31 protein-coding genes are annotated in these 24,395 nt (G+C 67.8%); 15 read left to right on the top strand and 16 right to left on the bottom strand.

The window, feature by feature from the left end:
* Positions 1–41 precede the first annotated feature (41 nt).
* The 3 genes from AB4Y64_RS10870 to AB4Y64_RS10860 all read right to left on the bottom strand — a co-directional run bounded on the left by AB4Y64_RS10870 (position 42) and on the right by AB4Y64_RS10860 (position 2,484).
* Complete coding sequence (locus tag AB4Y64_RS10870; protein ID WP_441816473.1) at positions 42–1,304, bottom strand: aminopeptidase; 1,263 nt, start codon at positions 1,302–1,304, stop codon at positions 42–44.
* 104 nt (positions 1,305–1,408) lie between these two features.
* Positions 1,409–1,918, bottom strand: coding sequence for a hypothetical protein (locus AB4Y64_RS10865; RefSeq protein WP_441816472.1), 510 nt, complete (start codon positions 1,916–1,918; stop codon positions 1,409–1,411).
* Positions 1,915–2,484 (bottom strand): RNA polymerase sigma factor, encoded by a 570-nt coding sequence (locus AB4Y64_RS10860; protein WP_441816471.1) that lies wholly within the window; start codon positions 2,482–2,484, stop codon positions 1,915–1,917. The genes AB4Y64_RS10865 and AB4Y64_RS10860 overlap by 4 nt, the downstream gene beginning before the upstream one ends.
* A 174-nt stretch (positions 2,485–2,658) precedes the next feature.
* On the opposite strand from AB4Y64_RS10860, the gene AB4Y64_RS10855 reads away from it, so the two are divergent.
* Positions 2,659–2,985: a hypothetical protein gene (locus AB4Y64_RS10855; RefSeq protein ID WP_441816470.1), complete on the top strand. Its 327-nt coding sequence runs from the start codon at positions 2,659–2,661 to the stop codon at positions 2,983–2,985.
* Positions 2,986–3,089: 104 nt separating this feature from the next.
* Here the strand turns inward: AB4Y64_RS10855 and AB4Y64_RS10850 are convergent, their stop codons facing one another.
* Positions 3,090–4,757: a M28 family metallopeptidase gene (locus tag AB4Y64_RS10850; RefSeq protein WP_441816469.1), complete on the bottom strand. Its 1,668-nt coding sequence runs from the start codon at positions 4,755–4,757 to the stop codon at positions 3,090–3,092.
* A gap of 413 nt (positions 4,758–5,170) precedes the next feature.
* On the opposite strand from AB4Y64_RS10850, the gene AB4Y64_RS10845 reads away from it, so the two are divergent.
* The 4 genes from AB4Y64_RS10845 (at position 5,171) to AB4Y64_RS10830 (ending at position 7,973) form a co-directional block, all read left to right on the top strand.
* Positions 5,171–6,400, top strand: a complete 1,230-nt coding sequence (locus tag AB4Y64_RS10845; RefSeq protein ID WP_441816676.1) for a CynX/NimT family MFS transporter — start codon at positions 5,171–5,173, stop codon at positions 6,398–6,400.
* Positions 6,401–6,482: 82 nt separating this feature from the next.
* Positions 6,483–7,250, top strand: coding sequence for a HipA family kinase (locus tag AB4Y64_RS10840; RefSeq protein WP_441816675.1), 768 nt, complete (start codon positions 6,483–6,485; stop codon positions 7,248–7,250).
* Positions 7,237–7,647 (top strand): DUF3037 domain-containing protein, encoded by a 411-nt coding sequence (locus AB4Y64_RS10835; protein WP_441816468.1) that lies wholly within the window; start codon positions 7,237–7,239, stop codon positions 7,645–7,647. Before AB4Y64_RS10840 ends, AB4Y64_RS10835 begins: the two co-directional genes overlap by 14 nt.
* A complete protein-coding gene (locus AB4Y64_RS10830) occupies positions 7,644–7,973 on the top strand; it encodes a low molecular weight protein tyrosine phosphatase family protein (RefSeq protein ID WP_441816467.1) in 330 nt (109 codons plus the stop codon). The genes AB4Y64_RS10835 and AB4Y64_RS10830 overlap by 4 nt, the downstream gene beginning before the upstream one ends.
* A 197-nt stretch (positions 7,974–8,170) precedes the next feature.
* On the opposite strand, the gene AB4Y64_RS10825 is transcribed toward AB4Y64_RS10830, so the two are convergent.
* Positions 8,171–8,380, bottom strand: a complete 210-nt coding sequence (locus AB4Y64_RS10825; protein ID WP_158732419.1) for a cold-shock protein — start codon at positions 8,378–8,380, stop codon at positions 8,171–8,173.
* Positions 8,381–8,633: 253 nt separating this feature from the next.
* On the opposite strand from AB4Y64_RS10825, the gene AB4Y64_RS10820 reads away from it, so the two are divergent.
* From AB4Y64_RS10820 to AB4Y64_RS10805, 4 genes are all read left to right on the top strand, one after another.
* Positions 8,634–8,918, top strand: a complete 285-nt coding sequence (locus AB4Y64_RS10820; protein WP_441816466.1) for a DUF4031 domain-containing protein — start codon at positions 8,634–8,636, stop codon at positions 8,916–8,918.
* Between the two features lie 86 nt (positions 8,919–9,004).
* Positions 9,005–9,454, top strand: a complete 450-nt coding sequence (locus AB4Y64_RS10815) for a DUF4019 domain-containing protein (RefSeq protein ID WP_441816465.1) — start codon at positions 9,005–9,007, stop codon at positions 9,452–9,454.
* Between the two features lie 101 nt (positions 9,455–9,555).
* Positions 9,556–9,795: a DUF3297 family protein gene (locus tag AB4Y64_RS10810; RefSeq protein WP_441816464.1), complete on the top strand. Its 240-nt coding sequence runs from the start codon at positions 9,556–9,558 to the stop codon at positions 9,793–9,795.
* 114 nt (positions 9,796–9,909) lie between these two features.
* On the top strand, positions 9,910–10,476 hold the full coding sequence (locus tag AB4Y64_RS10805; protein WP_441816463.1) for a DUF3016 domain-containing protein: 567 nt from the start codon (positions 9,910–9,912) through the stop codon (positions 10,474–10,476).
* A gap of 24 nt (positions 10,477–10,500) precedes the next feature.
* Here AB4Y64_RS10805 and AB4Y64_RS10800 read toward each other — a convergent pair whose 3' ends face one another.
* The 3 genes from AB4Y64_RS10800 to AB4Y64_RS10790 form a co-directional block, all read right to left on the bottom strand.
* A complete protein-coding gene (locus AB4Y64_RS10800; protein WP_441816462.1) occupies positions 10,501–11,262 on the bottom strand; it encodes an ABC transporter permease in 762 nt (253 codons plus the stop codon).
* Positions 11,259–12,197 (bottom strand): ABC transporter ATP-binding protein, encoded by a 939-nt coding sequence (locus AB4Y64_RS10795; protein WP_441816461.1) that lies wholly within the window; start codon positions 12,195–12,197, stop codon positions 11,259–11,261. The genes AB4Y64_RS10800 and AB4Y64_RS10795 overlap by 4 nt, the downstream gene beginning before the upstream one ends.
* A 97-nt stretch (positions 12,198–12,294) precedes the next feature.
* The gene (locus AB4Y64_RS10790) at positions 12,295–12,417 is read right to left on the bottom strand and encodes a hypothetical protein (protein ID WP_441816460.1); all 123 of its coding nucleotides are present in this window, start codon (positions 12,415–12,417) and stop codon (positions 12,295–12,297) included.
* A gap of 212 nt (positions 12,418–12,629) precedes the next feature.
* Here AB4Y64_RS10790 and AB4Y64_RS10785 point away from each other — a divergent pair, with 212 nt between their 5' ends.
* Positions 12,630–12,995: a YciI family protein gene (locus AB4Y64_RS10785; protein WP_441816674.1), complete on the top strand. Its 366-nt coding sequence runs from the start codon at positions 12,630–12,632 to the stop codon at positions 12,993–12,995.
* 65 nt (positions 12,996–13,060) lie between these two features.
* Here AB4Y64_RS10785 and AB4Y64_RS10780 read toward each other — a convergent pair whose 3' ends face one another.
* Positions 13,061–14,389 (bottom strand): amidohydrolase family protein, encoded by a 1,329-nt coding sequence (locus AB4Y64_RS10780; RefSeq protein WP_441816459.1) that lies wholly within the window; start codon positions 14,387–14,389, stop codon positions 13,061–13,063.
* Between the two features lie 400 nt (positions 14,390–14,789).
* On the opposite strand from AB4Y64_RS10780, the gene AB4Y64_RS10775 reads away from it, so the two are divergent.
* The 3 genes from AB4Y64_RS10775 (at position 14,790) to AB4Y64_RS10765 (ending at position 16,599) form a co-directional block, all read left to right on the top strand.
* A complete protein-coding gene (locus tag AB4Y64_RS10775; protein ID WP_441816458.1) occupies positions 14,790–15,143 on the top strand; it encodes an RcnB family protein in 354 nt (117 codons plus the stop codon).
* A gap of 237 nt (positions 15,144–15,380) precedes the next feature.
* A complete protein-coding gene (locus tag AB4Y64_RS10770; protein ID WP_441816457.1) occupies positions 15,381–15,965 on the top strand; it encodes a hypothetical protein in 585 nt (194 codons plus the stop codon).
* A gap of 187 nt (positions 15,966–16,152) precedes the next feature.
* Positions 16,153–16,599, top strand: coding sequence for a hypothetical protein (locus AB4Y64_RS10765; RefSeq protein ID WP_441816456.1), 447 nt, complete (start codon positions 16,153–16,155; stop codon positions 16,597–16,599).
* Positions 16,600–16,654: 55 nt separating this feature from the next.
* Here the strand turns inward: AB4Y64_RS10765 and AB4Y64_RS10760 are convergent, their stop codons facing one another.
* Entirely contained in the window at positions 16,655–17,641 is a 987-nt protein-coding gene (locus tag AB4Y64_RS10760; RefSeq protein ID WP_441816455.1) for an NAD-dependent epimerase/dehydratase family protein, read from the bottom strand.
* A 196-nt stretch (positions 17,642–17,837) separates the two neighbouring features.
* On the opposite strand from AB4Y64_RS10760, the gene AB4Y64_RS10755 reads away from it, so the two are divergent.
* Complete coding sequence (locus tag AB4Y64_RS10755) at positions 17,838–18,386, top strand: hypothetical protein (protein WP_441816454.1); 549 nt, start codon at positions 17,838–17,840, stop codon at positions 18,384–18,386.
* A 48-nt stretch (positions 18,387–18,434) separates the two neighbouring features.
* Here AB4Y64_RS10755 and AB4Y64_RS10750 read toward each other — a convergent pair whose 3' ends face one another.
* From AB4Y64_RS10750 to AB4Y64_RS10730, 5 genes are all read right to left on the bottom strand, one after another.
* A complete protein-coding gene (locus tag AB4Y64_RS10750; protein WP_441816453.1) occupies positions 18,435–19,748 on the bottom strand; it encodes an alpha/beta hydrolase family protein in 1,314 nt (437 codons plus the stop codon).
* A gap of 110 nt (positions 19,749–19,858) precedes the next feature.
* Entirely contained in the window at positions 19,859–20,566 is a 708-nt protein-coding gene (locus AB4Y64_RS10745; RefSeq protein ID WP_441816452.1) for an SDR family oxidoreductase, read from the bottom strand.
* A 39-nt stretch (positions 20,567–20,605) separates the two neighbouring features.
* The gene (locus AB4Y64_RS10740) at positions 20,606–21,799 is read right to left on the bottom strand and encodes an acetyl-CoA C-acyltransferase (RefSeq protein WP_441816451.1); all 1,194 of its coding nucleotides are present in this window, start codon (positions 21,797–21,799) and stop codon (positions 20,606–20,608) included.
* 231 nt (positions 21,800–22,030) lie between these two features.
* On the bottom strand, positions 22,031–22,633 hold the full coding sequence (locus AB4Y64_RS10735; protein WP_441816450.1) for a TetR/AcrR family transcriptional regulator: 603 nt from the start codon (positions 22,631–22,633) through the stop codon (positions 22,031–22,033).
* 77 nt (positions 22,634–22,710) lie between these two features.
* The gene (locus tag AB4Y64_RS10730) at positions 22,711–23,109 is read right to left on the bottom strand and encodes an SRPBCC family protein (RefSeq protein WP_441816449.1); all 399 of its coding nucleotides are present in this window, start codon (positions 23,107–23,109) and stop codon (positions 22,711–22,713) included.
* Between the two features lie 168 nt (positions 23,110–23,277).
* On the opposite strand from AB4Y64_RS10730, the gene AB4Y64_RS10725 reads away from it, so the two are divergent.
* A complete protein-coding gene (locus AB4Y64_RS10725) occupies positions 23,278–23,817 on the top strand; it encodes a DUF6630 family protein (protein WP_441816448.1) in 540 nt (179 codons plus the stop codon).
* Positions 23,818–23,841: 24 nt separating this feature from the next.
* On the opposite strand, the gene AB4Y64_RS10720 is transcribed toward AB4Y64_RS10725, so the two are convergent.
* Entirely contained in the window at positions 23,842–24,351 is a 510-nt protein-coding gene (locus AB4Y64_RS10720) for a DUF1697 domain-containing protein (RefSeq protein WP_441816447.1), read from the bottom strand.
* Positions 24,352–24,395 lie beyond the last annotated feature (44 nt).

The following is a 24,395-nucleotide window of genomic DNA, read 5'->3' as shown; positions in this document are numbered from 1 at the left end:
CCTCTCCCACCAGGGAGAGGGATTTTCTTTTGGCGGTGCCGTCAGAGCTTCAGCACGCCCTTCTCTACTATGGGCTTGCCATCGAGGGTGACGGTGCTGCCCGGCAGGAATGCGACGATGCCGTACGGCACCGAGTTGTCGCCGCCGGCCCAGGAGTTGCTGCCCGTGCCGACAGTGACCGCACCCGCTGGCACCCACGTGCCCACGGTGCTGTTGGCCGGCAAGGCGACGTTCGGGTTGATGCCGAAGTCGATGAAGGCGAACTGGTCCTTGCGCGCATCGGCGACGGCGTCGTATTCGGCCTTGAAGTCGGGATAGCCCGGACCATCGCCGGTCATGCCGGTGATCTTGCCGCCGTCGACGGTCAGGGTGAGGTTGTCGATGGGTTTTCCGCGGAAGTAGCTGCGCGTGTGCACGACCTTGCCCTGAGCGCTGCCCGGTACCGGTGTCATGTAGACCTCGCCGGCGGGCAGGTAGGCCGCCAGTGAGGGGCCACCGGCCTTTTCGTCTTCGGCCGAGATGATGCCGTCGCTGACCAGTATCCGGCGACCTTTCACCTGTAGCGTGAGGTCGGTGCCATTGGGGTTGGTGACGTGCAGTTCGTTGCCGGCCTCGAGCGTCGCCTTGATCTGCTCGCCGCGCTTCTGCAACTGCGGGTAATCGATGTTGAGGCCTTTCCAGAACACATCCGCCAGCTGCGCTTCGGTCAGGCCGTAGCGTTCGGCGCGCCATGGCGTCGGGTACAGGTTGTTGCCCACCTCGACGATGCGCACGCCTTTGTCGAGGAAGGCCTGGTTCACGGCCTCGTCGGCCTTGGCGCGTGCCGCCATTCGCTTGGGGTCGGCGCCTTCGAACAGGTTTTCGTTGGTGCCGTTGTTGAGTCCGATCACGACATCGGCGATGTCGGCGATCTTCATCGCCAGCTTGTCCTGCTGCGCGTCGAATTTGTCGGGGACATCGAAGAACAAGCGCCGCGACATGCGATCGCTGCTGTAGGTCACCAGCGGGAAGGCGCCCTGCTTGCGCACCTGCACCGCGATGTTCTCGACCAGTTCGGCGTCCTGGCTGCGGCCGCTGACGAGGACGATCTCGCCGTCCTTGACCGCAGCCGACTGGGTGACCAGGCGCTCGGCCAACTGCTCGAGTTCGGTGGCCGAAGGCCTGGGGATCGGGGCGGGTGCGGGGGCACTGCTGGCAGGCGCGGCCGCGGGCGCGCTGGCGGCCTGATCGGCCTGCTTCTGGCATGACGCGAGCGCGGCGCAGACGGCAACCGCGAGCGCGGCCCTGACGAGGAAACGGTTCATGGCAGGCCTCGCATGCCCGGGCGGTGGTCGGGCTGGGAGAGCCAACGCCAACCGCCAGGGTGAGCGGTCACACTAGGTCGGCGGCCTGCCGGCCGCAATGCCCATCAGGCAGGGTGACCATGCTCCTGCTGACCCAGCCAGCGCCCGCCCCACTGCGCCAGCAGCGACGCGGCCAGGCAGGCCAGCAGCAGCCCGCCCCAGGCCGCCGATTGCGGCGATGGCTGCGGCCACAGGCCGACAAAGGCCGAGGCCCAGTCCGACCCCCAGATGGCCATCGCGCCCAGGGCGACCAGCGCCAGCACCGCGACCAGGATCCTCAGCAGCCAGCCTTCAACCCGCTCGCCCAGGGACTGTGCGGCTTCGACCCGGCGCACGATCTGCGCGGCCAGGTCGTGCGGCACCGGCTCCATGGCCGGGGCGCGCAGGGCGCGGGCGATCAGGCGGTACTCGCCGACGCGCGGGTCGGCGGCGTCTAGCGGCACCCCTCGGCGCTCCTGGTCCAGGGCGCGTTCCTGCGCCTGCCATTCGCGCTCCATGCGCTGGGCGTCGGCAGGCAGGCGACGGCTGCCGAGGGGGTTGCGGTGGTCAGGCGCGCGGTCGTCGGGGGTGTTCATGCGATAGCTCCCATCCGGGTTTGCAGGCGTTCGCGCAGGCGTGCCCGGGTCCGGAACAGATGGCTCTTGATCGTGCCCTCGGCGAGCCCGGTGATCCGGGCGATCTCGACGATGGGCACTTCATCCAGGTGATACAGCGTCAGCAGGGTGCGCTGCAAGGGCGGCAGCGCCTCGATTTCCTCGTGCAGGCCGGCGGCGATCTCGGCGTCGGCACAGGCGCCCTCCAGATCGAAGCCGTCGCTGACCTGGTCCAGCAGCGACAGGCCGTCGTCGTCATCGCCGCTGTCGGCAATGGCGATGCGGCGCTTCTCGAGGTGGCGCTTGGCCACCGAATAGGCGACCTGGCCGATCCAGGACTTCAGTGCGCTCTCGCCGCGGTACTGGTGCAGGCACTGGTGGACGCGCAGGAACGCCTCCTGGCACAGCTCGCGGGTGTCCTCGGGCTGGCGAACCATGCGCTGGATGATGTGCCAGCACAGGCCCTGGTACTCGCGCACAAGGCGTTCGAACGCGCCGGGCACATTGCCCAGCACGTCCTCGACCAGCTTGCGGTCGTCTTCAGTCACTGAAATCCACCCGTCATGGGTATGTGGATACGCCCGGGGCCCGGATGGTTGCAAACGACCGGTCCCGGCGGATCGGCGTGACCGGCTGCAACCGGCCCCGGCCTGGCCGTATCTGATGGCCTGAACCCGAAACATTTCCCGACCACCAGACACCACCAGACCAAGAGAGCCGCCATGAACTTCGAGCTGCTGATCCCGATCACCCTGTTCATCTGCATCACCTACGCCATCAAGATCGTGGTGGATGCGCGCACCCGCGCCAAACTCATCGCCGGCAACGGCTCGGAAGAGTTGATCCGCACGCTGGTCCAGGCCGAGGCGCTGCAGCGCCGCCACACCTCGCTGCGCTGGGGCATCCTGTTTGTCGCGCTGGGCGTGGGCTTCGCCCTGATCGAAGCCTTCGGCTGGACCGAGATCACCCCCGGTGTGGTTGCCGTGCTGCTGGGCATGACCGGCCTGGGCAACCTGCTGTCGTACGCGGCGGCGCGCAAGCTGGGCTGATCCTGGAAGCCGAGCGGGCCCCTGAAAGGCAAAGGGCGAAGCTTTCGCTTCGCCCTTGCCGTCACGCTGGCCCTCTTCCGCGTTGCGGGTGAGGGAGCCAGGCGTTACTTGCGGTCGCCCGCCGTCGCGTCGCGTGCCGCGCGGAATTCCGAGGCGGCATCCCAGTTCGGCCAGCGGTCGGAATCGGCCAGGTCGTGGCCAACCGTGTACAGCAACTGCAGGTCGCGGGCCATGCCGGCGAAGGTCCAGCTGGCTTCCCACTGGTCGGCCGGCTGGTGGTAGCGGTCGGCGACGTACTCGTCTTCCATCTTCTTGCCCGCTTCCAGGCCACCGTCGACCAGGTCGTTGCCCGAACCGAACGAGATCGCCGGCACGCCGCGCTTGGCGAACGGGAAGTGATCGGAGCGGAAGAAGTGGCCGGCTTCCGGCTTGGGATCGGTGACGTAGTCCAGGTTCCACTGCTTGGCGGTGGTGACCAGTTGGTCCAGCAACTCCTGCTTGGCGCTGCCGGAGGTGGTGAAGTTGCGCGCCAGGCCGTGCGGGTCGAGCGCGTCCATGTTGATCACGGCCACGGTCTTGCCCAGCGGGTACAGCGGCTTGGAGGCGTAGTACTCCGAACCGAGCAGGCCCTTCTCTTCGGCGGTCACGGCCAGGAACACAACCGAACGGTCCGGCGCCGGCGCCTTGGCGAAGCCGCGGGCGAGTTCGAGCAGCGCGGCGATGCCGGTGGCGTTGTCGACCGCGCCGTTGTAGATGGTGTCGCCCTTGGCATCGGGCTGGCCGACGCCGAGGTGGTCCCAATGGCCGCTGTAGATCACGGTCTCGTCCGGACGCTTGGTGCCGTCGATGCGGCCGGCGATGTTGTGCGAGGTGATCACTTCGCGCTTGACGTCGTACTTGGCCGACAGCGTCGCGCCCTTGAGCACGACCGGCTTGAACTCGCGCGTGGCGGCCTGCTTCTTCAGCGCGTCGAAGTCCTGGCCGGCGCTCTTGAACAATGCGGCGGCGAAGTCGCGCTGGATCCAGCCTTCCATGGTCGGGTGCACCGACGCCGGCTGGTCCCGGACCACATCGAACATGGTGTTGGTGTTGGAGTTCTTCACCGTCGCCCAGCCGTACGAGGCCGGCGCGGTTTCGTGGACGATCAGCAGGCCGAGTGCGCCCTGGCGCGCGGCTTCTTCGTACTTGTAGGTCCAGCGGCCGTAGTAGGTCATGGCCTTGCCGCCGAAGTCGCCCTGGCCGCTCTCGAAGTCCGGATCGTTGATCAGGACCACGGCGATCTTGCCCTTCAGGTCGACGCCCTTGAAGTCGTCCCAGTTGCGCTCCGGCGCCTTGACGCCGTAGCCGACGAACACCAGCGGCGCATTGGCGATGTCGACCGCGCTCGAGCCGTCCTGCGCGGCGCGCACTGCGATCTGGTCGCCCTGCGTCAGCGCCTGCGACTTGCCGGCGACCTCCACCGACAACTGCGGCGCACCGGTGATCTCGGCGCGGGCCAGCGGCACGGCCTGGGTCCATTCACGCTGGCCGTCCTTGAGGTCGCCACCGGGCTTGAGGCCGGCGGCCTTCATCTGGGCAACCACGTAGTCGACGGTCTTGACCTCGCCTTCGGTGGCCGGGCCACGGCCTTGGAACTCGTCGGAAGACAGCACCTTCACGTCGTTGGACAGGCGCTTGGGATCGAAGGTCGGTGCGGACGGCTTGGCCGCCGACGCAGGGTTGACCGCCAGCGCGATCGACAGCGCCAGCAGGGAAACGGCAGGAAACTTCATGGACGCTCTACCAGATGGAGTCCGCCGATCTTAGGCAGCCCGGGCGCCAAGGGCCACCATGACCAACGGCCCGGGCGCCGGGGCGGCCCAGGTGCTGCGCCCCGGCGGGTGAGGCCGGCCCGCGGCCGCCGGAGCGGGCGTGCTCGCGACGTTGCTGGATGTGTCGTCATGCGCCAATGCCTTCGCCTCGATCGGCGCTCGCCAGTACCATGGAACCCAGCGTTGCCGGATCGCGGCTGGTTTCACCCGCAGGCAGCGCGCAGACTTTCCTGCCGCACTGTCTTCGCCTTCCGTCGCTGCACGGAACCGCTGCCCGAGGACGTGCCAGCCATCCCCCCGCCTGTCGTTGCAGGCTCGAACAGGTGCCGCCCGTGACTGCTACCCCCACTGCATTGCCGATCGCGCGCCCGTTCTTGCGCGACCGCACGCTGGTGCTTGCCGGCATCGTGCTGTCGGCCTTCAACCTGCGCACCGCGGTGACCTCGCTGACGCCGCTGCTCGACAGCCTTGGCGAGACGCTCGGTTTCGGTTCGACCATGACCGGCGTGCTGGGCATGGTGCCGACCGCCGCGTTCGCCGTGTTCGGCGTCGCCACGCCCGGCATCGCCCATCGCCTTGGCCTGGAACGCACCGCGCTGCTGGCGATGGTGCTGGCGACGCTGGGCCTGTTCGCGCGCGCCTTCGTCGGCGACACCTGGATGCTGCTGCTGACCTCGGCCGTGGCGCTGTCGGGCATGGGCATGGGCAACGTGGTGCTGCCGCCACTGGTGAAGCGCTACTTCGCCGATCGCGTTGGCACGGTCAGCACCTTCTACATCACCGTGCTGCAGCTGGGCACGATCCTGCCGGCGCTGCTGGCGGTACCGCTCGCGCAGAGCGTGGGCTGGCGCGCGTCGCTGGGTGGCTGGTCGCTGATCGCGGCGGCGGCGGCGCTGCCGTGGATCGCGGTGCTGTGGATGGAGCGTTTTGGCCGTTCGCGCCAGGCCCATGCGCTGGCCTACGCGCACGACTGCGCAGTGACCGCAGGCGATGCGGCGCCGGAACTGGCCGCCCCTGTCGTCACCGGTCGCGTCTCGCGCTCGCCGGTGGCGTGGGGACTGGCGCTGATGTTCGGCATGACCTCGCTGATCACCTACTCGATGTTCACCTGGTTGCCCAAGCTGCTGGTCGAGGCCGGCGGCAGTCCGGCGCTGGGCGGCAGCATGGTCGCGCTGTTCTCCACGCTCGGGCTGATCAGCGCGCTGGTGCTGCCGGCGGTGGCGGTGCGCGTGGCCAATCCTTATCCCATCGTGGTGGCCTGCGCGGTCGCGTATGTCACCGCATTCGCCGGCCTGCTGCTGGCGCCGATGGCGGCACCGTTCCTGTGGGTCGCCCTGCTTGGCCTGGGGCCGAGCACGTTCCCGCTGTCGTTGACGCTGATCAATCTGCGCACGCGTTCGCAGGTGGGCTCGGCGAAGCTGTCGGGCTTCATGCAGGGCGTTGGCTACAGCCTCAGTTGCCTGGGGCCGCTGCTGTTCGGACTGCTGCATGAAATGACCCACGGCTGGGGCTGGCCGTTCGCCTTCCTCGGCGTGTGCCTGGCGGTGCTGCTGGTCGGCGGTTGGCTGGCGTGCCAGCCGCGTATGCTCGAAGACACCTGGTGATGCGCGGCTGTTGACCCGCCGCGCCATTGCAGCGGGTTGCGGGTAACCTGTCGCAGCTTTTCATCGGCTGTGCTCCATGCCCCTGCGATCCATCCATGCCGCCCGCTATGTCACGCCGCTGCGCGAGGGCGGCTCGCTGCCTGCGGTGATCGAAGGCGACGACGACGGCCTGTACGTGCTGAAGTTCCGCGGCGCCGGGCAAGGCCCCAAGGCGCTGGTCGCCGAACTGGTGGCAGGCGAGATCGCCCGCTCACTGGACCTGCCGATTCCGGAGCTGGTGTTCGTCGATCTCGACCCGGAACTGGCGCGCACCGAACCCGACCCCGAGATCCAGGAGCTGATCCGCGCCAGCGCCGGCCTCAACCTCGCCCTCGACTACCTGCCCGGCTCGGTCAACTTCGATCCGGTCGCCGAGCAGGTCGATGGCGCGTTCGCCTCCGACGTGGTCTGGTTCGACGCCTTCGTCAGCAATGTCGACCGCAGCTTCCGCAACCCGAACCTGCTGGTCTGGCATCGCAAGCCGTGGCTGATCGACCACGGTGCCGCGCTGTACTTCCATCACGGCTGGGACGGTTCGCCGAGCCACGCCGGCAGCGCCTTCCCGATGATCCGCGAACACGTGTTGCTGGCCCGCGCCGACGACATCGCCGGCGCCGATGCGCGACTTGCGCCGAAGCTGACGCGCGAGGGCTTCGCGTCGATCATGGCGATGGTGCCCGATGCCTGGCTGGCCGGCGCCGACACGCCCGCCGATCCGGCTGAACATCGCGCCGCCTACGTCGAGCATTTCATGCAGCGGCTGGCGCAGCGCCAGCGCTTCGTCGAGGAGGCCGTCAATGCACGCGCCTGACCCGCAACGCCCCGATACCTACGACTACTCGGTCATCCGCGTGGTCCCGCGCGTTGAGCGCGAGGAGTTCGTCAACGTCGGCATCATCGTGTCGTGTGCCGGCGCGAAGTTCCTGGAGGCGCGGATCGAGCTGGACGAGGCGCGGCTGCTCGCGGTCGACCCGCTGGTCGATCTTGAAACCGTGCGCCGGCACCTCGCCGCCATTGAAGTGATCTGCGCCGGCGGTCCCGGCAGCGGTCCGATTGGCCAGTTGCCACAGCGCGCGCGCTTCCACTGGCTGACCGCCAGGCGCAGCTCGATCATCCAGACCTCGCCGGTGCACATGGGCCGCTGCACCTCGGTCGGCTCGGCGATCGATCATCTGATGGCCAAGATGGTGCGGGTGGCGAAGGGTTGAGCACCTGCAAGGTCCTGTTCCTGTGCAGCCAGAACCGGCTGCGCAGCCCGACCGCGGAACAGGTCTTCGCTGACTGGCCCGGTATCGAGAGCGCGTCGGCCGGGCTCAACATCGGCGCGGACAACCCGCTCACGCCCGAACTCGTGGAGTGGGCCGACCTCATCTTCGTGATGGAGCGCGCTCATCGCAGCAAGCTCGCCACGCAATTCCGACGGCACCTGGCGAACAAGCGCGTGATCTGCCTCGAGATCCCCGACGACTACGAGTTCATGGACCCCGACCTGATCCGCCTGCTCAAGGCCAGGGTCCCGCGTCACCTGCCCTGATCGCGTGCAACGTCCCTGGGTTCCCGCCTTCGCGGGAATGACGGCTTTGAGACGACGACCGGGCATTTGAATCCCCGACCCCGCGGACGGCGTTGCCGCAGCCCGACACACCCGAAGAAGATGCAGGGCAAAAAAAAACCCGGCCGAGGCCGGGTTTTTCTCTCGTCAGCGCGTGAGCGCCGCGACGATGTCAGTCTTCAGACCGCCTGCACTGCGTCGGCCTGCAGGCCCTTCTGGCCCTGGACGACGGTGAAGGTGACCTTCTGGCCTTCCTGCAGGGACTTGAAGCCCGAGCCCTGGATCGAACGGAAATGGACGAAAACGTCCTCGCCATTCTCGCGGCTGATGAAGCCGAAGCCCTTGGCATCGTTGAACCACTTGACGGTACCGGTTTCACGGTTCGACATTTTGTTAACTCCTTGGAACATGGTGAATTTGCCGCTTTCGCGACGTGAGGCTGGTTGCAAGGAGAAAACGAGGTGCAACGATGGAGTGAATCTTGATCTACATCGGGCCACATTCACGGTGACCCTTGGCTAACTCAGCGCGGCAAACGTTAGACGCTATTGCGTCGCAAAGCAATGCCGGAGATGCAATTGTGTTCACAGACCGGCCAGATCACCCCTCCGGAGGCCCCCCGATGACCCTTGAGCCCCTGCCATGACGGTCTACGTCGACGACGCTGTTCATCTCTGGCGCGGCCGGCGCTGGGCCCATCTGATGGCCGACACTCTGGACGAGCTGCACGCCATGGCCGCCCGGCTCGAGATCCCGCGCCGGGCCTTCCAGGACAAGACCTCCGGCGCCCACTACGACGTCCCGGCCGAACTGCGCGAGCGCGCCATCGCACTCGGCGCGGTCGCGATTTCCCGCCATACCGACCGCGAAAAGGTCCGCGCGGTCATCCACGTGGCCAAGCTGCAGGGCCGCGGCGAGCACCCCTGACGCGCGTCCGCCCCGCTTCACAGCGCCTCGGCATGGCCTGCGCATACTCAGGCCACCCCTGCACGCCCCGCCTGGAGCCCGCGCCGATGAATGCCCCGAGGATGCCCACCGCCCTGCTGTGCCTGGCCCTGACGGCCGCGTTCGCCCCGGCCCTTGCCCAGAAGGCGGCGCCGGCGCGCGACATCGACCCCAACAGCCTGGCCACCGCCGGCCTGCAGGCGGCGCAGCTGATCGACTCCGGCCGCGCCGCCGAGGTCTGGGACGGCGCCTCGGCCGTGGCCAAGCGCAGCGTCGACCGCAAGAAGTTCACCGACTCCGTCACCGCCCAGCGCAAGCCGCTGGGGGCGACGATGGCCCGACGCTGGACCGTGGTCAGCCGCCACTCGACGCCCGGCACCGAGCAGCTTCCGGCCGGCACCTACGCCAATGTCGAATTCGACACCCTGTTCGCGGGCAACCGCGCCGGCCACGAGCTGATCTCGTTCCGCCAGGACGAAGACGGAACCTGGCGCCTGGCCGGGTACGTCCTGAAGTAACCCGCTCCACGCTGACGGCAGGGCGCCGGGCGCAACCAAGTATCCTTGTGGCCCCGCGCGGCCCGTGCCGCGCGGCAGCAGCCAGAACGGACCACGACACCATGACCGACACCGCCCCGCCCGACCGCCTCTCCAACGACCCGCGCAGCCCCCACTACAACGAAGCCCTGCTCGAGCGTGGCATCGGCATCCGCGTCAACGGCGTGGAGCGCACCAATGTCGAGGAGTACTGCATCAGCGAAGGCTGGGTGCGGCTGCCGATCGGCAAGGCGCTGGATCGTCGCGGCAACCCGATGACGGTGAAGATGAAGGGCACGATCGAGGCCTGGTTCCTGACCTGACGCCGACACACCAGGCCAACCGCCGCTGTACGACCGTCGCCCCGCCCATGGCGGCCGCACGGATGCAGGCAGACAATCGTGGTGTACCAGCCGGTACGGCTACCGGAGCCCGCCATGAACCTGCGGCCCGTCTTTATCGCTTCGGCCCTGATTGCCGCGTCTTTGGCGGTGTTCGGCGCGGCCGATGCGCGCACGCGCAACGTCACCGATCCCAACGCGCCCCGCGCCCTGCCCGTGCAGGGCCCGGTCAACGTGCGCTGGGAAGACCCGTCCACCTTCAGCGACATCCGCTACAGCGGCAACCGCTACGAGGCCAAGCGCGGCAACTGGGTCGAACAGCTCGCCGAGCACCTGCGCGAGAGCGCCGAGAAGCGCCTGCCGCCGGGCGAGCGCCTGGACGTCGACATCGTCGACATCCGCCGCGCCGGCATGTACGAGGGCTGGCACGGTCCCGACCTCGATGACACGCGCATCATCCGCGACATCTATCCGCCGCGGATGACGCTGACCTTCCGCCGCACCGGCGCCGATGGCCAGGTGCTGGCAGAGGGCGAACGCAAGCTCAGCGACAGCGGTTTCATGATGGGCGCCAGCCCGGTGCAGGCGAACGACTACCTGCGTTTCGAGAAGAGCATGATCGACCGCTGGCTGCAGCGCGAGATCGGTTCGCCCGAAACCTGAGGCTGAGGCATGAGGCTGTGAGGCTCAGTTCTTGAGCTTCCAGCCTGTGCGGAAGATCCACCACACGATCGCCAGGCATAGCGTCAGGAAGCCCAGGATCGCGCCCGCACTGACCACGACGTTGACGTCGGAGATGTCGTAGAAGCTCCAGCGGAAGCCGCTGATCAGGTACACGACCGGGTTGAACAGCGCGATCTTCTGCCACACCGGCGGCAGCATGTTGATCGAATAGAACGCGCCGCCCAGGAACGTCAGCGGGGTGATGATCATCAGCGGCACGATCTGCAGCCGCTGGAAGCTGTCGGCCCACAGGCCGATGATGAAGCCGAACAGGCTGAAGGTCACCGCGGTCAGCAGCAGGAAGCACACCATCCAGAACGGGTGGGCAATCTCGTACGGCACGAAGAAGCGCGCGGTCACCAGGATCAGCGTGCCCAGCATCAGCGACTTGGTCGCGGCCGCGCCGACATAGCCCAGCACGATCTCGAACGACGACACCGGCGCCGACAGCAGCTCGTAGATGGTGCCGGCCCACTTGGGCATGTAGATGCCGAAGGAGGCATTGGAGATGCTCTCGCTCAGCAGCGACAGCATGATCAGGCCCGGGATGATGAAGGCGCCGTAGCTGACCCCGTCGACCTCGCCCATGCGCGCGCCGATGGCCGCGCCGAACACCACGAAATACAGCGAGGTCGACAGCACCGGCGAGACGATGCTCTCCATCAGCGTGCGGAAGGTGCGGGCCATCTCGAAACGGTAGATGGCGCGGACGGCGTGCAGGTTCATGCGCGCGCCTCCCTGCCCTGGCGCACCAGGGTCACGAAGATGTCCTCCAGCGAGCTCTCGCTCGAATGCAGGTCGCGGAAGTCGATGCCGTGCTCATGCAGGCGCCGCAGCAAGGCGGCGATGCCGGTTTCCTGCGCCTGCACGTCGAAGGTGTAGACCAGCGTGGCGCCGTCCTCGGACAGCTCCAGCGGATACTCCGAGAGGCCGTGCGGGATCGACTCCAGGTGCGACTGCAACTGCAGCGTCAGCTGCTTCTTGCCCAGCTTGCGCATCAGCGTCGCCTTGTCCTCGACCAGGATCAGCTCGCCGTGGTTGATCACGCCGATGCGGTCGGCCATGTCCTCGGCCTCTTCGATGTAGTGCGTGGTGAGGATGATGGTGGTGCCGTTCTCGCGCAGGCGCCGCACCATCTGCCACATGTCGTGGCGCAGCTCGACGTCGACGCCGGCGGTGGGTTCATCGAGGAACAGGATCTGCGGCTCGTGCGCCAGCGCCTTGGCGATCAGCACGCGCCGCTTCATGCCGCCCGACAGCGCCATGATCTTGCTGTCCTTCTTGTCCCACAGCGACAGGTCGCGCAGCACGCGCTCCAGATACGCCGGGTCGGGTGCCTTGCCGAACAGGCCGCGACTGAACTTGACCGTCGCCCAGACGCTTTCGAAGGCATCGGTCGACAGTTCCTGCGGCACCAGGCCGATCTTGCTGCGCGCGGCGCGGTACTCGCGGACAATGTCGTGACCGTCGGCCAGGACCGTGCCGGTGCTGGCGTTGACGATGCCGCAGATGATGCTGATCAGCGTGGTCTTGCCGGCGCCATTGGGGCCAAGCAGGGCGAATATCTCGCCACGCCGGATCTGCAGGTCGATGCCCTTGAGCGCCTGGAACCCTGAACCGTAGGTCTTGGTGAGGTTGCGGACATCGATGACCGGCGGCACGCGTGAATCCTTTTGCACGGATGTCAGCGCCGCATCGTAACCGGGAACGTCGGCGGCCGAAGGGCCGCCTCTGGTGTGTTCGTCCGTATTCAGGCCCTCAGCCCATCGCTCCGAAGCTGCGGACCGAGGGTGATGCCAGCGCGCGCGTGAGGCGGGACAGGCGCGACAGGATCGCGGACAGGAAGCGGGAAAGGAGGGAAGTTCTGGCGGTCGTCGTCATGGGGGTACGGCTCCGTCGGGGGTAGGGACAGAGTAGGCAGACATTGCGGCAGCGATAAGTCACTGATCGGGGGAGAAATCATCCCGTCAGCGGGCGAATCGCGCGTCTATCGCCACGCGTCTATCGCCTTTGGCACATGAGTGCGGCGCCTGATCGGCCACAATGAGGGTCCCGATGTTGATCCCCACTGCCAGGAGGCCCCAGTGAAGTTCATGCTCATGGTGTACACCGACCCCAAGCTGATGGACGAACTGCCCGAGGGCGAGTTCGACCGGATGATGCGCGGCTGCCTGCACAAGGCCGACGAACTGCGCGCCAACGGCGTACTGCTCGACGCACAGCAGCTGGAAGCACCGGTGACCGCCAAGTCGCTGCGCGCACGCAACGGCAGCACGACGATCTTCGATGGCCCGTTCGCCGAGGCCAAGGAAGTGTTCGCCGGGTTCAACCTGATCGAAGCCCGGGATATCGAGGAGGCGCTGGAGATCGCGCATTCGTTCCCGTGGATCCGCGTCGGCTCGATCGAAGTGCGACCGGTGCGCGACATGGAAGCTGTGCGCGTACGCGTAGGCGCCTGAGTCCGGCATCCCTCCCCCTTTGCGGGGGAGGGACGGGCGCCAGCGGTGCCAGGAGGGGGAAGCGCTCACTCCCCGCCGCGAATGACCTTGCCCTGCTTCATCACCAGCGACGGCCGCTCGGTCGCGCGGATGTTCTCGAGCACGTTGCCAGGCACGGCAACGACGTCGGCGAGCTTGCCCACTTCCAGCGTTCCGGTTTCCGCATCCACGCCGAGCAGCTTCGCCGAGCCCTGGCTGCTGGTCATCAGCGAGGCGGCCGGGCTCATGCCCAGGTCGACCATGTCGCCGAACTCGCGCGCATTGAGGCCGTGCGGATAGACCGCCGCATCGGTGCCAAGCGCAATCAGCACGCCGACCCGGAGCGCTTCCTTGAACATCTTCTGGTGCGCCGCACCGGCCGCGCGCGCCTTCGCGCCGATCTTCGGCGGGTAGGTGTCGGCCTTGTCGAGCACCCAGACCTGGGTCATGCGCGTGGGCACCAGGTAGGTTCCCTTCTGCTTCATCAGCTGCAGGGTCGGGGTGGTGAGGAAGCTGCCGTGTTCGATCGAGTCGACGCCGGCCTCGACCGCCAGCTTCGCCGCCAGGTCGCCGTGGCTGTGCGCTGCGACCTTGCGGCCCCAGGTGTGTGCTTCGGTGATGATCGCTTCCAGCTCGGCCGGGGTGAGCTGCGGCACGTCGACCGGATCGGCTTCCGACAGTACGCCGCCGGAGGCGCAGATCTTGATCACGTCGGCGCCGAACTTCATCTGCTCGCGGGTGGCCAGGCGGCACTGCTCGGCGCCGTTGCACACGCCCTCGAGCGGCCCGGCGGGCTTGACCCGTTCCGGCGGAAACGGCGACGAATCGCAATGGCCGCCGGTGGAACCGATGGCATGGCCGGCGACCAGCATGCGCGGGCCCTCGACCAGGCCGCCGTTGATGGCGTTGCGCAGGGCGACGTCGACGAAGTCCGGCGCACCGACCTCGCGCACCGTGGTGAAACCGGCGTCCAGCGTCACCTTGGCGTTGCGCGCGGCATGGAACGACTGCTCGACCGGGAAGCGCAGCATGTTGTCGTAGAAACCCTGCGCCCAGTTGTCATCGTGGTCGGAGGCGATATGGGTATGGGCGTCGATGAAGCCGGGCAGCAGCGTCGCCTCGCCCAGGTCGATCACGCGGGCATTGGCCGGCAACGGCGACGACGCGCCGATGGCGACGATGCGCTCGCCCTGCACGACGACCAGGCCCGGCGACGTCATGCGTCCGCTGCGGCCATCGAACAGATGGGCAGCCTTGAGGACGACGGGTTGCGCGACGGCGACGGCAGGCTTCGCAGGTTCCTGGGCGTGTCCGCTCAGTGCCGCGGACAGTGCGAGCGTCAGGCCGGTGACGGCCATGGCGAGTTGCAGCTTCATTTGTTTCCCCTTTTCGATGCAGTTCGATGAAGTGGCGACGATGTCGCGGCGATGCGGATTCCCCGGCCCGAGTGTAGGTCAGGTCGGTCGTGCCCGGCGCGGGCCGGAAGTCGGTGCTGGCGGGGTGTCTCGTCCGGTGCGACGGCCCGCGCCGACACTGGCCGCCTCCTCGTCAGGGAGACAGCGGAGCGGCGCGCGGACTGGGCCCCGCGCGCCGCCCCGGCTTTTCTTCAATGACCCAGGTCCGCCGCATGGGGCCACTGGAATCGCTTACCTAAAGGGCGAATGAAGGGATTGGCCGGCGAAAGGCGACGGCCGTCATGGATCGTGAAGGGCGGGACTTGCCGAATCCGCCGCCGACGTAGGATCGCAGCGCATCTGCAATCCACAGGGGAAATCCATGAAGCGCCTGCTGTCCGTCCTGATGATTGGTTTCGTATTCCTTGCGCCAGTGGCGGCCACCGCCCACGGCAAGGGTCGCCATGGCGACGACCGTCACCACCATGACGATCGCGACGACGATCACCACGACCACCATCACGACCACGACCGCGGCAACCACCGCGGGCACCACAAGCAGGACTACCGCCGCGGCGTGGTCTACGTCGAGCGTCGCGTCTACGTCGACGACTACACCCGCTACCACCTGCACGAGCCGCCGCGCGGCCACCGCTGGGTGCGCAGCGACGACGGCAAGTACATCCTGATCGCGGTCGCCACCGGCATCATCGCCGACGTGCTGCTGCATCACTGACGTCACGCCGCGCGGCACGTCTCTGCCACGCCGCGTCGAACGCAAGAAGCCCCGCCCCGGCGGGGCTTCTTGTTTTCCGTCCCGGGCACCGACACCCGGCCCCTCCGGGCAAAGGGGCATACCCGGCCTTCACTTACCTTTGCGCAGACTGAATCGGGGCACACCTGCTGCATTCCCGGTCGCAGGCCTTCGTGCGGGCTGCGGATCGCACCTACCAAGCAATCAATGGAGACCGTAGTGAAGACATCCTCCCTGTCGCGCGTCCTTCCCCTGGCCTTGACCGTAGCGTTGGCCACGGCCTGCTCGACCAACACTCCCGCCGACACCGGCCCACGGGAGACGGTCGCAATGAACGTGCAGGCCACCGGCAAGATCGTGAACATCGACACGCCGTCGCGGCTGATCACCATCGAGAACCAGGCCGGCGAACAGGTCGAAGTGCATGCCGATCAGACGGTGCGCAACTTCGACCAGGTGCACGTGGGCGACACCGTCCAGATCGACTACGTCAACGCGATCACCGTCGATATCCAGCCGGCCGGCAGCGCCGAACCTGGCGCCTACATCAAGGAAGACAAGGACGTCGCCAAGACCGGCGACAAGCCGCATTACGGCGAGTCGCAGGTGGTGACCGTGCTGGCCCCGATCCAGGCGATCGATACGGTCCACAACACGATCACCGTCAAGGGCCCGCGCGGAAACGTGGTCACCCTCGACGTCAAGAAGCCCGAGCACCAGGCGCGCCTGAAGGACCTCAAGGTCGGCGACATGCTGCGCATCGCCTTCACCGAGGCCGCTGCGGTGTCGATCAACCGGAAGTAGGCAATACCCTCACCCCGACCCCTCTCCCGCAATCGGGAGAGGGGCTCGTCTCGGGTGACGTTCACGCCAGTCGCACCTCCTCGACCGCGCGCTGAAGCATTCCAGCCCGGGTTCTTCCCCGTTCAGGCCGGAAGTGGACACTCGCTGTGGACACACACAGCGGGCATCGTCCCCATGGAGGTTGTGCATGAGCATCAAGCCAGTAGCAGTCCTGGGCGTCGCCTGTGCGATGGCCATGGCCATGTTGTCGTCACCCGTCCGCGCCGCGGACATCGACTGCAAGCTCGCCTACAAACTCGACGGCTGGTCTTTCATCTACAAGCAGACCTCGGGCAACGGCACCGTGACCTGCAGCAATGGCCAGTCGATACCGGTGCATGTCAGCGCCAAGGCGGTAGGCCTGACCGCGGGTAAATGGCAGATCGACAACGGCAAGGGCCGTTTCACCGACGTCCACACCATCAACGATGTCCTCGGACGCTACGTGCAGGCCAGCGCCAATGCCGGCGTGGTGAAATCGGGCGAAGCGCAGGTGCTGACCAAGGGCCCGGTGTCGCTGGCGCTGGCCGGCGGCGGCGAGGGCATCAACCTTGGCGTCGATATCGGCGCCTTCAATATCGAGCGCCTGCGGTAACAAGCCGCTGTAATGCCATCGACCCCTCTCCCGCACGGGAGAGGGGTCGGATGTTTCAGCCGCTCACCGGATACGGGCCGTCTTCGAACACCGTGTCGTGGTAGCCCTTGCTGCCGACCGCTTCGGCCAGGGCGCTGCGGAACTCGCCGCCGCTGCCCATCGCATCGAGCACGCCACGGAAGTCATAACGCGGCGCCCATCCCAGCTCCGAACGCGCCAGCGAATTGACGTAGACGCGATCGAGCTGCGGGAACATCCGCCAGCCGCGCGCCGAGTACAACGCCGCGGCCTCCGGAAACAGCCGCTGCACCACCCCGGGTGCATCACGGCGCAGTTCCGCCAGATCGTCCTGGGTGAATGGCGTCGTTGCCGAAAGGATGTAGCGGCCAAAGCCGATCTGTGGCGCGCGCTCGACCGCGAGCAGGTGCGCATCGACCGCATCCTCGATGTCCAGACGCCGGTACAGCAGCTCGTTCGCCTGCGCATTGGCGGTGACATAGCCGCTGCGCATGTCGATGCTGTCGTCCGGCTCGGGGAAGAAGCGCGAGGTTCGCAGAACCACCACCGGCAGCCTGCGCTTGCGGAAAAACAGCTGGCACAGGTGTTCGGCCGACAGCTTGGTCACGCCGTAGATGTTCTTCGGAATCGGCGCCACGTCCTCGGTGATCCATGCCGCGGGCAGGCCCGGCCCCGGCGTAAGCGCCGCGCCGAAGGTACTGGTGGTGCTGGTGAATACGAACGACGCCACGCCGGCGGCCACCGCCTCTTCCAGCAGCACCAGCGTGCCGCTGATGTTGGTGTCGACGAAATCCTGCGCCGGGTGCGTGGCCACGTGCGGCTTGTGCAGGGTCGCGGTGTGGATCACCGCCTGCACGTGCCGCATGCGGCGACGGACGAAGTCGCGATCGTTGATCGAACCGACGTGGTCGGTGAACGGCGACGGCTTGATGTCGATGCCGACGGCCGGGCGGCCCGCTGCGCGCAGTTTGCGCATCAGCGCCTCGCCGAGGTGGCCGGCGCTACCGGTCACGAGAATCGTCATGCGTGCGCTCCTGTGGCAGATGCCCTGGCCCAGAGTATGGCGTCCGCAGCCGAGTCGGGACTCCAGAACGGTTGAGGGCGAGGTGCCAGGTTCGGCATATTGGCCCCGCTGGGTGGGTCGATATTGGACCTCGAATGGAGCCGCTCGCGCACCTATCGTCGACCGCGCTTCCCCCCAACCCATGGAGAGGTCGACGATGAACACCCACCACCGCCCAGCCCAAAGCCGCCCCGCCCCGCGCCGGAGCGTTCTGCGTCCCCTGGCCGCCACCACCCTGGCCCTGGCCGCCCTGTCATTGGCCCCGATCGCCCTCGCCGGCGGCGGCCATGGCCACGACGACGGCCACGACGACGGCCATGACCGCGGTCGCGCGCGCGGCTGCGAGCGCCAGTTCGAGGTCGCCCAGCGCACGGACATGGAGTCGTTCCGCGACTACGACGAGGAAACCTTCCGCGCCGTGCACGACGAACGCGCCGTCACCGTGTTCGGCAGCGGCGCGGTGCGCTACGGCGTCGACGCGATCATGACCGCGCTGGCCAGCCATTTCGCCAACCGCGAGGCGGTGTGGACCTGGACCGAGAAGTACCGCGTGGTCGATGGCTGCAACGCGGCCTACATCCTGTACGAAACCGTGTACGAGATCCCGCGCATCGGCTTCCGCCAGCATGCGCTGACCGGCGTCACCTACAGCCATGACGGCCATCGCTGGCTGGCGGTCGCCGACCAGGGCACGCCGCTGCCGTGATGACTGCGACGTGCGGGAGCCGGATTGCCGGCTCCTGCACGGTCGCGCTCAGTTGCCGGGCGGCGCCTGCACCACTGCATCGCCATACGTGCCGTGCAGGCCGCCGCGGGCGAAGTCCAGCGTCATGCGCATGTATCCCTCGGGGTAGCGCGTCGACAGCCGCTCGCCATCGGCGCCGGACTCGAACAGCGTCATCCCGTGCTCGGCGCCGGGGAACACGGCCGTGGTGATCGGCGATCCCTGCGCGGCGATCGCCTGCAGCCGGCGCAGGGTTTCCGCCATCGGCGCATCGATGTCGGCCTCGGCCAGCATCCACAGCTGCGGCGTCTTCAGTTCGCCCAGCACCGGCCGCGGGTCGTAGTGCCAGGGCGTGCCGAAGATGTAGGCCTGGCCCTTCTGGCGCAGTTCCTCGCCGTAGTACGGCAGCATCACGTGGGTGAAGTTGCCGTAGACGTCCTTGTACCAGGGCTGGTCGCGGTACTTGATGCGGACCGCATCGAAGGCATCGATGCCCTGGCTGAAGCCGCTGCTGATCACCACCGCAGCCGCGTCGGAAATCTGCAACGCCTGGTCGATGACCGACTGGTCGTAGCCCTTCAGGCCCAACTGCAGGATCACCGCTTCGCGATCCTCATCGAGCACCGACACCGCCAAGCCGTAGCCGACCATGACGAAGTCGACCGGCGTACGCGTGGCCGCCAGCGGGGCCACCCAGCCGCCCTGGCTGCCGCCACGAAAACCCACGCGCCCGGCGCGCGTGCCGGCCAGGCGTCGTGCTTCGCGCACGGCGGCGACGGCATCGTTGGCGAGCACGCTGAAGTCCTGCGTGTACTTGCCCTGCGAGCCACCGGTGCCACGCTTGTCATAGACGAAGGCGGCCACGCCCTCGGCCGGCAGCTGGCGCTGCATGTCGTCCTCGATGCGGGCCGACGTGCTCTCGGCGCCGTGCACCAGCACCACGATCGGCGCGGTGGCATTGCCTTCCGGCATCAGCAGGCGCCCCGCCAGCTTGATTCCGCCCTCGCCCTCGAACGTGGTATCGCGCACGACCAGCGCGATGCGCTTGCCGGGCTTGCCGTCGAAGTCGATGCGGCCATGCGCGCAATCGGAGAATCCGATGCGCTTGCCGTCCGGTCGCCCGGTCCAGCCCAGGGTGCTGGTCCAGTTGCCCTTGTCGTCCTGCGTGAGCAGCCCCGTGGCGCCATCGATGCGGCGCCAGCGCAGCCCGTCCTTCTCGGCGCCTACGTCTATCGTGCTGCCATCGGCGAAACGGTAGGCGCCGGCCGGACACTGGCTGGGCTGCGCCGGGGGTTGTGCAGCGGGCGTGGCCGCAAGCGCGGCGGCGAATAGCAGGGAGAGCATCGTCGACCTCGTGGGGGAGCGCGGTTGCGCCACGAGGTCTGGAGATACGGCGACGACCGAATGCGTTGCAGGGGCCGCGCGGGCCCCTGCATTGCCGCTGTCTGCAGACGTTACTCGCTGCCGGCCGACAGGTACGCCGCCTGCGGCGAAGAGAGGCTGCCCTTGACCTGGCGGCTGGTGTCATCGGCGAGGACTTCGTCGCTGCCGTCCTGCAGCGCGCGCACGATCTGCTCGGCGACATCCTTGGGCGCGATCTTCGGCGCGTCGAAGCCGGCAGTCATGTCGGTGTCCATCAGGCCGAGGTGGACGCCAACCACTTGGGTGCCCTGGCCGCGAAGCTCATTGCGCAGTCCATTGGTAAGCGACCACGCCGCGGCCTTGGAGACGCAGTAGGTTGCGGTGCCCGGCAGGCTGATCCAGCTCAGCACCGACAGGACATTCACCAGCGCACCGCCACCGTTGCGCGCCAGCGTCGGGGCGAACGCCTGGGTGACCCGCCAGGGGCCGAAGAAGTTGGTGTCCATTTCTTCGCGCGCGGTCTGCTCGCCGGTGGCGGACAGCAACACGCCGCCGCGGGCGATGCCGGCGTTGTTGATCACCACATTGACGTCGGGGCAGGCCTTGGCGGCCGCGGCGATGCTGTCGGGCGAGGTGACGTCCAGCGCGACGGGAGTGACGCCTTCGTAGTTGATCGAAGCCGGATTGCGCGCGGCCGCGTAGACCTTCGCCGCGCCGGCCTGCTTGAGCGCTTCGACCAGCGCGCGACCGAGGCCGCGGTTGCTGCCGGTGACGAGTACCACGGCGTTCTTGATGTCCATCTTGCACCTCTGTGGGGGAGCGTTACGGGGGTATGAGATTCAGGGCGTGCGTTCGATGGCGATGGCCGTGGCTTCGCCGCCGCCGATGCACAGCGCCGCCACGCCACGGGTGAGGCCGCGGCGCTGCATCGCATGCAGCAGGGTCACGATCAGGCGCGCGCCAGTGGCGCCGATCGGGTGGCCGAGTGCGCACGCGCCGCCGTTGACGTTGAGGCGGTCGCGGGCGATGCCCAGGTCCTGCGCGGCGGCCATCGCCACCACCGCGAAGGCTTCGTTGATCTCGAACAGGTCAACGTCGTCCACGCTCCAGCCCACCTTGCCCAGCAGCTTTTCGATCGCCGGAATCGGCGCGGTGGTGTACCAGGCCGGCGCCTGGCTGTGGGTGGCGTGGGCGCGGATCTCGGCCAGGATCGGCAGCCCTTCGCGTTCGGCCAGCGAGCGGCGCGTTAGCACCAGCGCGGCGGCGCCGTCGGCATTGGCCGAAGCGCTGGCCGCGGTGATCGTGCCGTCGCTGGCGAAAGCGGGCTTCAGTGTCGGGATCTTTTCCGGCGATACCTTCAACGGGTGCTCGTCGGTGTCGACGAGACGTTCGCCGCCCTTCACCGGCACCGGCACGGCGACGATCTCGTCGGCGAAGGCACCGCTCGCGATGGCCTCGCGGGCGCGGGTCAGTGTCTGTACCGCGTACGCGTCCTGGTCGGCGCGGCTGAAGCCGTACCTGGCGACGGCGGCCTCGCCGAACTCGCCCATCGCGCGGCCGGGTTCATAGGCGTCTTCCAGGCCGTCGAGCATCATGTGGTCGAAGATGCGGTCGTGGCCAACGCGATAGCCGCTGCGTGCTTTCGACAGCAGGTACGGCGCGTTTGACATCGACTCCATGCCGCCGGCGACGACCAGGTCGGCCGAACCGGCGAGCAGCAGGTCGTGGGCGATCATGGTCGCCTTCATGCCGGAGCCGCAGACCTTGTTGATGGTGGTTGCGCCGACGGCATCGGGCAGTCCGGCCGCGCGCGATGCCTGGCGCGCCGGCGCCTGGCCCTGGCCCGCCGGCAATACGCAACCCATCAGGACTTCGTCGATGCGTTCGGGCGCGAGGCCGGCGCGCGCCAGCGCCGCGGTGATGGCATGGGCGCCCAGCTGCGGCGCGGTCAGCGGCGAGAGGTCGCCGAGGAAACGTCCCAGCGGCGTGCGCACGGCGGAGACGATGACGATGGGGTCGTGGGAAGAGGACATGTGCAACTCGTGGGGGAGAAGTGTGGGAGCGGTTGGGCGATCGAACACCAGCAGCGTCGACGTGGCCGTGGCGTAGAGCCTGCCGTCGGCGCCGGTCAGGCGCGCTTCGGCGAAGGCGGCGCGGCGGCCGATCGAAACGACCTGGCCCTCCGCGCGCAGTACGCCCGAGCTTGTGATACGCGACCTTGAGCGACAGGCCATCGAGGCCCGCGGCCATCTCATCGACCAGGCTCATGCATCGATCTCCAGGTGGAGGCGGCGGCCCAGTTGCCGGCGCGACCCTGCGAGCACGGCCTCGGAGCGGGCGCGATCGGGTTCGCAACGGGCCATGGCCAGCGTGCCGACGAGCTCGGAGAGCACCGACACGGCCAGCGCCGCTGCGTCATCGTGTCCAAGCCGTTCCAGTGCATCCGCCAGCACCTGCGTGAGCTGTTGCGAACCCGCGGCGAATGCATCGCGCGCGGCCTCGTCGAGCCGCGGCACCTCCGACGCCAGCGCTGCGATCGGGCAGCCCAGGCCGGGGGCATCGCGATGCGCCGCAGACAGGTACTGGCGCAGATAGGCCACCATCCCGGCCTCGTCGCCTCCATCGCCCGCGTGCTGTTGGGCGTTGCGCCAGTGCGCCAGCGAGTCGGCGAACATCTGGGTGATGGCGGCCGCGACCAGGTCGTCCTTCGACTGGAAGTGGGCGTAGAAGCCGCCATGGGTAAGTCCGGCCTCGCGCATGACGCCGGCGACGCCGACACGGGTCGGGCCGTCGCTGCGGATGGCATGGGCGGCGACCCGCAGCACGCGCTGTCGGGTCTGGAGTTTGTGGTCTGGGTCGTAGCGCATGGAACCTTATATGATGCCTATCATATAAGGTTCAAGGGGGGCCGGCTGTCGGCCGGTGCTTCGTCAGCGTGTCCTGGTCAGCCAGTGCCTTCGAGCGTCTGCTTCATCGCCTCCAGGCCCTGCTCGATCATCCCGGCAATGGGCGCTTCGAGGGCATCGGGCAGCAGGTCGGCTATCCAGACCAGGCGTGTGCCGCCGTCGCCGGACTCGAACGCCTGCACCGACGCGTTGTGGTGGGCGAACGGATCGCCCTGCACCGACCAGACCACCCGGCGCTCGCCATCGTCGACATCGATGATGCGTTCGCGCGCCGACATGCCATTTGCGAAGGTGATCGTGCGGACGTCGCCGTCGAGGCTGCAATCGGTGACGAAGCCGCGCACGAGGCGCTCATGAATGCGGCCGACATCGCGCAGCGCGTCCCAGGCCTGCGCTGGCGGTACCGTCACCCGTATTTCCCTGCGGATCGAAGCCATGTGTCCTCCTCGCGCCGGATGCTGCGCAGCGGCAAGCATCGTGCCGCTGTAGATGCTGAAGATAGTCCGTTGCCGCGCAACTCGACGTGAGGCACGGTCGCGAATAAAGGCAGCGCCGGCCGGATGATCGCCGTATCCTGTGGCCCTGCCACTGGGCGGAGACCGCGCATGAACACCCACACCGAATACGACCCCGACGACAACTTCGCCCGTTCATTCACCGCGGACGCCGACATCGACGAGGAAGCGGCGCTGGAAGCGGTGGCCTGGCAGCTCCTGCTGCTGATCAATCCCGGCGATGAAGACGCGGCCATGCAGCAGTTCCAGGCCTGCCGCGACGCACTCGACGAGGGCGAGGAACCGGTTGAACTGATCCGCGACGTGATCGACTGGAAGTCCGGCTTCCACGTCGAGGACACCGACCCGGCCGGGTTGATCGAAGTGCTCAACGAACTCGCATCGCGTTTCAACCTGCACATCGACTGGGGCGTGGAAGACCCGACCGACGAGGACTTCCTGTCCGATGCCGAAGTGCCCTCGCTGATCGGCACGGCCTACGACCGCCTGCGCGAGCATCACTACACGCTGTGGACCTGGGAGACCGGGCATGACACGCATGCCGGCTTCATGACCCTGCAGCGCGACGACGAGGCACTGCGCGCCGTCGCCGGCGCATTGGGATTCCACGTTCGACCCGGCGCCGGCTGAGCCAGCCGCCGGGCAGCCACGGCATCAACCGGCGGCCATCGCCGCAAGCTTCGCCACGGTATTGAGATTGCGCGCGGTGCCGGCTTTGGCTGCCGGGATCACCAGCTTCGAACTGGCCATGCCCTCGCCGTAGTGCACATAGATCTCGCGCGTGCCCAGGGCAAGCTCTTCTTCGGTTCGATGACGCACCGCGGCCAGGGTATCGGCCGGTGGTGCGGCATCGAGGAAGATCGCCACGGCGCGGTTCGGTGCGGCCTCCGGAAACGGATTGTCCGCCAGCACCTGCGCCATCTCCGCACCCGTGCGGATCACCACGCCCACCGGTTTGCCGGCATGGCGCTCCAGCGCGGACTCCAGCGCCGCCTTCGCCTTGGCGGCGGTGCCTGCGGTATCGAACACGACGTTGCCGCTGGCGATGTAGGTGCGCACGTTCTTGAACCCGGCCGCGCCGCACATCGCGCGCAGCGTTTCCATGGGCAGCTTGCCGGTGCCGCCGACGTTCACGGCGCGAAGCAGTGCGATGTAAGTGGCCATCGGTGAAGGATAGCGGGATCGCGACGGCCGTCGGACCGATCGAG

The organism is Lysobacter sp. TAF61, assembly GCF_052113485.1.
Lineage (GTDB): Bacteria > Pseudomonadota > Gammaproteobacteria > Xanthomonadales > Xanthomonadaceae > Lysobacter_J.
Note: the sequence above shows the minus strand (reverse complement) of the source record. Positions and strands in the feature narration are given on the sequence as shown.

Bases quoted from the DNA above. Each gene is read 5' to 3' on its own strand.
- AB4Y64_RS10750 (WP_441816453.1), bottom strand. From the start codon at position 19,748: ATGCTCTCCCTGCTATTCGCCGCCGCGCTTGCGGCCACGCCCGCTGCA.
- AB4Y64_RS10720 (WP_441816447.1), bottom strand. From the start codon at position 24,351: ATGGCCACTTACATCGCACTGCTTCGCGCCGTGAACGTCGGCGGCACC.
- AB4Y64_RS10745 (WP_441816452.1), bottom strand. From the start codon at position 20,566: ATGGACATCAAGAACGCCGTGGTACTCGTCACCGGCAGCAACCGCGGC.
- AB4Y64_RS10805 (WP_441816463.1), top strand. From the start codon at position 9,910: ATGAACCTGCGGCCCGTCTTTATCGCTTCGGCCCTGATTGCCGCGTCT.
- AB4Y64_RS10735 (WP_441816450.1), bottom strand. From the start codon at position 22,633: ATGCGCTACGACCCAGACCACAAACTCCAGACCCGACAGCGCGTGCTG.
- AB4Y64_RS10765 (WP_441816456.1), top strand. From the start codon at position 16,153: ATGAGCATCAAGCCAGTAGCAGTCCTGGGCGTCGCCTGTGCGATGGCC.
- AB4Y64_RS10825 (WP_158732419.1), bottom strand. From the start codon at position 8,380: ATGTCGAACCGTGAAACCGGTACCGTCAAGTGGTTCAACGATGCCAAG.
- AB4Y64_RS10730 (WP_441816449.1), bottom strand. From the start codon at position 23,109: ATGGCTTCGATCCGCAGGGAAATACGGGTGACGGTACCGCCAGCGCAG.
- AB4Y64_RS10800 (WP_441816462.1), bottom strand. From the start codon at position 11,262: ATGAACCTGCACGCCGTCCGCGCCATCTACCGTTTCGAGATGGCCCGC.
- AB4Y64_RS10790 (WP_441816460.1), bottom strand. From the start codon at position 12,417: ATGACGACGACCGCCAGAACTTCCCTCCTTTCCCGCTTCCTGTCCGCG.
- AB4Y64_RS10820 (WP_441816466.1), top strand. From the start codon at position 8,634: ATGACGGTCTACGTCGACGACGCTGTTCATCTCTGGCGCGGCCGGCGC.
- AB4Y64_RS10780 (WP_441816459.1), bottom strand. From the start codon at position 14,389: ATGAAGCTGCAACTCGCCATGGCCGTCACCGGCCTGACGCTCGCACTG.
- AB4Y64_RS10785 (WP_441816674.1), top strand. From the start codon at position 12,630: ATGCTCATGGTGTACACCGACCCCAAGCTGATGGACGAACTGCCCGAG.
- AB4Y64_RS10725 (WP_441816448.1), top strand. From the start codon at position 23,278: ATGAACACCCACACCGAATACGACCCCGACGACAACTTCGCCCGTTCA.
- AB4Y64_RS10810 (WP_441816464.1), top strand. From the start codon at position 9,556: ATGACCGACACCGCCCCGCCCGACCGCCTCTCCAACGACCCGCGCAGC.
- AB4Y64_RS10850 (WP_441816469.1), bottom strand. From the start codon at position 4,757: ATGAAGTTTCCTGCCGTTTCCCTGCTGGCGCTGTCGATCGCGCTGGCG.
- AB4Y64_RS10755 (WP_441816454.1), top strand. From the start codon at position 17,838: ATGAACACCCACCACCGCCCAGCCCAAAGCCGCCCCGCCCCGCGCCGG.
- AB4Y64_RS10740 (WP_441816451.1), bottom strand. From the start codon at position 21,799: ATGTCCTCTTCCCACGACCCCATCGTCATCGTCTCCGCCGTGCGCACG.
- AB4Y64_RS10835 (WP_441816468.1), top strand. From the start codon at position 7,237: ATGCACGCGCCTGACCCGCAACGCCCCGATACCTACGACTACTCGGTC.
- AB4Y64_RS10815 (WP_441816465.1), top strand. From the start codon at position 9,005: ATGAATGCCCCGAGGATGCCCACCGCCCTGCTGTGCCTGGCCCTGACG.
- AB4Y64_RS10855 (WP_441816470.1), top strand. From the start codon at position 2,659: ATGAACTTCGAGCTGCTGATCCCGATCACCCTGTTCATCTGCATCACC.
- AB4Y64_RS10870 (WP_441816473.1), bottom strand. From the start codon at position 1,304: ATGAACCGTTTCCTCGTCAGGGCCGCGCTCGCGGTTGCCGTCTGCGCC.
- AB4Y64_RS10865 (WP_441816472.1), bottom strand. From the start codon at position 1,918: ATGAACACCCCCGACGACCGCGCGCCTGACCACCGCAACCCCCTCGGC.
- AB4Y64_RS10760 (WP_441816455.1), bottom strand. From the start codon at position 17,641: ATGACGATTCTCGTGACCGGTAGCGCCGGCCACCTCGGCGAGGCGCTG.
- AB4Y64_RS10775 (WP_441816458.1), top strand. From the start codon at position 14,790: ATGAAGCGCCTGCTGTCCGTCCTGATGATTGGTTTCGTATTCCTTGCG.